At 60.5% G+C, this 3,576-nt stretch carries 5 protein-coding genes; 1 reads left to right on the top strand and 4 read right to left on the bottom strand.

Going from position 1 to position 3,576, the window contains the following annotated elements; translation table 11 throughout:
* The coding region (locus AAC035_RS19615; protein ID WP_339806802.1) for an MFS transporter at positions 1-744 on the bottom strand (744 nt) is incomplete at its 3' end.
* A gap of 187 nt (positions 745-931) precedes the next feature.
* Between AAC035_RS19615 and AAC035_RS19610 the strand changes: the two genes are divergently transcribed.
* Positions 932-1,657, top strand: coding sequence for an extensin family protein (locus tag AAC035_RS19610; protein WP_339806801.1), 726 nt, complete (start codon positions 932-934; stop codon positions 1,655-1,657).
* A gap of 15 nt (positions 1,658-1,672) precedes the next feature.
* Here AAC035_RS19610 and AAC035_RS19605 read toward each other — a convergent pair whose 3' ends face one another.
* The 3 genes from AAC035_RS19605 to AAC035_RS19595 all read right to left on the bottom strand — a co-directional run.
* Positions 1,673-2,494 (bottom strand): ABC transporter permease subunit, encoded by an 822-nt coding sequence (locus AAC035_RS19605; protein ID WP_339806800.1) that lies wholly within the window; start codon positions 2,492-2,494, stop codon positions 1,673-1,675.
* On the bottom strand, positions 2,487-3,401 hold the full coding sequence (locus tag AAC035_RS19600) for an ABC transporter permease subunit (RefSeq protein WP_339806804.1): 915 nt from the start codon (positions 3,399-3,401) through the stop codon (positions 2,487-2,489). The genes AAC035_RS19605 and AAC035_RS19600 overlap by 8 nt, the downstream gene beginning before the upstream one ends.
* A 16-nt stretch (positions 3,402-3,417) precedes the next feature.
* The coding region (locus AAC035_RS19595) for a TOBE domain-containing protein (protein WP_339806803.1) at positions 3,418-3,576 on the bottom strand (159 nt) is incomplete at its 5' end.

Below are 3,576 nucleotides of genomic sequence, written 5' to 3'. Positions count from 1 at the left end.
GCGCGCGCGGCGAAGGTCGACAGATCGAGCGCCAGCAGTTCGCCGAGTTGAGCCATCCGCGTCCGCAACGTGTGTCTGTGGACCCCGAGCTCGCGGGCCGCGGGGTCCCAGGCCGCGTTTGCCGGGGTCGTTCTCCAGCAGAAACGCCATACCCACACCCAGCACCACAGCAATGCCGGCCAGTACAAAATAGGCCTGCCGCCAGCCCGCCGTTTCAATCACCAGCGTGGCCAGTGCAGGCATGACCAGCGTGCCTATGCCAATGCCACTGACTGCCAGCCCGGAGGCAAATCCCCGCCGTCGAAGAAACCAGCGTTGCACGGCACCGACGGCAGGCACATACGCACAACCCACGCCCAGCCCGATACCCAGGCCATAAGCCAGATAGATCTGGGGCAGGGAATTGGCCAGACCGGAGAAAAACAGCCCGGCGGACACCAATACCATGCCGGTAATGGCCAGTGGTTTGGAACCCCAGCGGTCCGCCATGGGGCCGGTGATCACACCCAGGCTGAAGTACAGAAAACCGGCCAGGGAAAACACCAGTGCCACTGCACCCCGGGAGGCGCCAAAGTCCTGCTGCAGGGCGTCAATAAAAGCACTGAAGGAATAGGCACTGCCGAAGCCCACCAGGGTGACACAAAATGCAGCGGCCACAACGACCCAGCCAAAGAAGATGGAATTGCCGGTACTCTCGTTAGCGCCGCTGCCGGGTGCGGCACTGGGGGAAACTCTGCGTGTCATCAGAACTCTGCCATTATTATTGGATTTGAAGCCTCAGCGGACCTGGGTAACCACTCAACGGTCGACGCCGCCCATGAGTATAGTCCGGCTTTTTGAGGTTGGTGATGAACAGTTTGCTATGAGTCAGCTTGCGATGTAGTCTCGAATATAAAGGTAATGTGCGAGGAATTCTGAGGAGTCTGATGAAGTGAGCCGGCTCCGTGCGTTGTTTCGCAAGTTGGCGATCATAACGTTACTGGTGCTGATGGCAGCGGTGATTGGCCTGCGTCCCTGGGAGCAGTTGCCACCGGCCTGGAACCCCTGGGAGCCACTGAAACTTGATCATGACATGACGCTGGTAACCGGCTGGAAACTGGCTCGCCTCAACAATGAGCCGGAGCAGTGCCTGGCGGTGCTGGCAGCCGATGAGCGTGAGGAACTCGATTTCCTGGCGCTGGAGGATTACACGCCAGTGGCCGGTTGCCCATTGACCAATGTGGTACGGGTACAGGCAACCGGTGTCCGCTTCAATGCGCCCTTCACTGTCACCTGTCCGCTGGCAGTGGTCTGGACTATGTTCGAGCGCCAGCAGTTACAGCCCCTGGCGGAGGAACTACTGGGTACCCAGGTGATCATGGTGGACCATTTCGGCAGTTTTGCCTGTCGCAACATCTACCACCGGGAAAACGCCCGCCTCAGCCAGCACGCCACCGCGTCTGCTTTTGATGTGGCCGGTTTCCGTCTGGCGGATGGCCGCACGGTCAGCGTGCTGACCCACTGGGACAGCGCGGACCACCCGGATAAAGCGGCTTTTCTGCGTCGTTTGCATGAGGGTGCCTGCGGGTACTTCGGGACCGTGCTCGGCCCCGACTACAACCAGCCTCACGAAAACCATTTCCATTTCGACACCAGCAGCTTCGGGATTTGCCGTTAGTTACCGTTGTCCGCTTTAACTACCGTTCAATCGCCGCTTCTCCGCCCGCCGCATCCAGTACCAGGCCACAAACGCAATCAGCGACACGGTCAGGATAATCAGCGTTGCCAGGGCGTTGATCTTGGGTGATACACCCATCCGCACCGAGGAAAACACCACCATCGGCAATGTGGTGGCGCCGGGGCCGGAGACGAAGCTGGCGATCACCAGGTCATCCAGCGACAGGGTGAAGGCCAGCAACCAGCCGGAGATCAGGGCCGGTGTGATCACCGGCAGGGTGATCACGAAAAAGGTCTTCAGTGGCGTGCAACCCAGGTCCATGGCCGCTTCCTCAATGGAACGGTCCACCTCTCGCAGGCGGGCGCTGACCACCACCGCTACGTAGGCACTGCAAAACGTGGTGTGGGCGATCCAGATGGTGACCATGCCCCGGTCTGCGGGCCAGCCGGTGATCTGTGCCAGCTGCACGAACAGCAACAGCAGCGATAATCCGGTGATGACTTCCGGCATTACCAGCGGCGCGGTGATCATGCTGGACAGCAGGGTACGCCCCCGCATCCGCTGGAAGCGGGTGATCACGAACGCGCACAGGGTGCCCAGGCACACCGCCATGCTGGCGGCGTAGAAGGCAATCTGCAGGCTCATCCACACAGCTGAGAGTATCTGCTGGTCCTGGAACAGGGCCACGTACCACTGGGTGGAGAAGCCCGCCCACACGGTGACCAGCCGCGATGCGTTGAACGAGTAGACGATCAGCACGAACATCGGCAGGTACAGAAACAGCAGGCCGACAATCAGCATCACGCCGGAGAAACTGAACGCCCGTGCCTTAACCATTGCGTTCCATCTCCCGTGCCTGGAAGCGGTGGAACAGCACAATCGGCACCAGCAGCAACGCCAGCATGACAATGGCAAGGGCCGAAGCCACCGGCCAGTCGCGGTTGTTGAAGAACTCTTCCCACAACACCTTGCCGATCATCAGGGTGTCCGGACCGCCGAGGAGTTCCGGAATCACGAACTCACCCACCGCCGGAATAAACACCAGCATGGAGCCGGCGATGATGCCGGCTTTCGACAAGGGCAGGGTCACCGCCCAGAAGGTGGTCAGACTGCGACAACCCAGGTCCGACGCCGCCTCCAGCAGGCGCAGGTCCAGCTTCACCAGATTGGTGTAAATGGGCAGCACCATAAAGGGCAGGTAAGCGTAGACAATGCCCAGAATCACCGCGAAGTTGGTGTTCAGCATTCGCAGTGGTTCGCTGATCACCCCCAGCCACAACAACAGGGCGTTCAGCAGGCCCTGCTGCCCGAGAATACCCATCCAGGCATAAACCCGAATCAGGAAAGAGGTCCACGAGGGCAGCAGTACCAGCAGCAGGAGCACCAGCTGCCAGTGTTTGGGGGCCCGGGCCATGGCGTAGGCCATGGGGTAGCCGATCAGCAGGCACACCAGAGTGGCGATAAAGGCGGTTTTCACCGAGCCCCAGTAGGCGGCCACATACAGGCTGTCGGAGGCCAGAAACAGATAGTTGCCGAAGTTGAGCACCACCGAGAAGGTGTCATCGACAAACTGCACCACCGGCTGATAGGGCGGAATGGCCATGACCGCGCTGGAAAAGCTGATTTTCAGCACCAGCGCGAAGGGCATCAGGAAGAACAGCAGCAGCCACAGGAACGGAATGCCGAACACCACCCGACGGTGGAACAGCAGGGCACGCAGCCGCTCAGCGAGCAATGTTGTCATCAGTGGTCTGGCCATCTCAGTTCCACAGCAGAATCGGGCTGGAGGCTTCCCAGGAGACGAATACGGTGTCGCCCCAGGTGGGCCGCTCACCGCGACGCTCCACGTTGGCCATGGTGGCCTGTACGCGCTTGCCGCTGGCCAGCTTTACGTAATAGGAGGTGATGTCGCCCAGATA

Origin of the sequence: uncultured Marinobacter sp. (assembly GCF_963974375.1) — a bacterium.
Taxonomy (GTDB): domain Bacteria; phylum Pseudomonadota; class Gammaproteobacteria; order Pseudomonadales; family Oleiphilaceae; genus Marinobacter.
Note: the sequence above shows the minus strand (reverse complement) of the source record. Positions and strands in the feature narration are given on the sequence as shown.

What these genes read in the sequence shown, in the direction of transcription:
- AAC035_RS19605 (WP_339806800.1), bottom strand. Translation starts at nt 2,494, where the DNA reads ATGGTTAAGGCACGGGCGTTCAGTTTCTCCGGCGTGATGCTGATTGTC.
- AAC035_RS19600 (WP_339806804.1), bottom strand. Translation starts at nt 3,401, where the DNA reads ATGACAACATTGCTCGCTGAGCGGCTGCGTGCCCTGCTGTTCCACCGT.